Here is a 1,034-nt window from a genome sequence, read left to right on the forward strand (position 1 = left end):
ATCCAGCCCGTTGATTTCGCGCTCGATGTCGAAGATGGCGTCGATCCGTTTCACCGCCTCCAGAGCGACGGGAGAGATCTGGTGGGCGGGTTTGCGCACAGGATGGCGGCGCGTGAAGGCGCGCACTGTGCTGGCCTTTTCAGCCGTCTGCTCTGCAGCCAGGGCATCCTCGGTGGCCGCCGCTTCCAGCTCCTCAAGCTGCAATTCCAACTGATCGATCAACCGTGCGCGACGTTCCGAGGAGATGCCATATTTGTCACGACGCAGCTTGGCGATCTCGAGCTTGAGTTCCTGGATCATCGCTTCCGAGCAGGAGACAACCGCCCGGGTCTGTGCCAATTCGCTTTCCGCAACCTCCGCACGGGCCTCCGCTGCGGCCAGGGCAGCACGTAATCTGGCAAGTTCGGAGGTGGTATCTGACATGGCGGATATCTACCACTCAGGCCCACGATATACCAATAAAAACAGGCCGATCAGTGCAATTTACCCGGCCTTTGCAGGGCGTTGCGTCCAGCGTGGGTTGCGCCAGTCAATACCTTCCAGAAGATAGCCTATCCGCAAGAATTGAACTTCTGAATGCCGACGTCGCACGCGTGGTCGGCACTTTGGCGCCATCATCAAACGGCCTTCTTGCGATCAGTCCCGCGACCAACATAGCTGGCGACAAAGAATTCGTTGGTGGTGAGGTGCTTACTGTTTGGGGAGGACAGCTTGAAGCAGGTGTGAACGCAACGAGCTTCATTCAAACAGCTTCAACAGCACTAAGCCGTGCGGCGGATCAAGCGGGCCTCATAGGCTTAAACGGGACTTATGATGTCCATATCACATATGATGATGACACTGAGACCGCATTGTCAAACGTTCAGATCAGTGACGGATGGTGGCCCACCTCGCTCAGCCGATCTCATGTGAAACGACTGATTGTGCTCTGAATTTTCCGTAAGCGCCCGATTGATGCCGCCTGCCTGATGGAGGCGGACCGAGATAAGACACGTGCATAACGACGTCTTTAGCGACGTGTCTTATCGGGAGGC

At 56.6% G+C, this 1,034-nt stretch carries 2 protein-coding genes; one reads left to right on the plus strand and one right to left on the minus strand.

The window, feature by feature from the left end; genetic code table 11:
• Positions 1-423, minus strand: a 423-nt coding sequence (locus C8N42_RS21360) for an IS66 family transposase (RefSeq protein WP_483862459.1), incomplete at its 3' end; no start/stop codon positions are given.
• A 53-nt stretch (positions 424-476) separates the two neighbouring features.
• Between C8N42_RS21360 and C8N42_RS21450 the strand changes: the two genes are divergently transcribed.
• Positions 477-932, plus strand: coding sequence for a phage head spike fiber domain-containing protein (locus C8N42_RS21450; RefSeq protein WP_146168319.1), 456 nt, complete (start codon positions 477-479; stop codon positions 930-932).
• Positions 933-1,034: the final 102 nt, after the last annotated feature.

The organism is Celeribacter persicus (assembly GCF_003050785.1).
GTDB lineage: Bacteria > Pseudomonadota > Alphaproteobacteria > Rhodobacterales > Rhodobacteraceae > Celeribacter > Celeribacter persicus.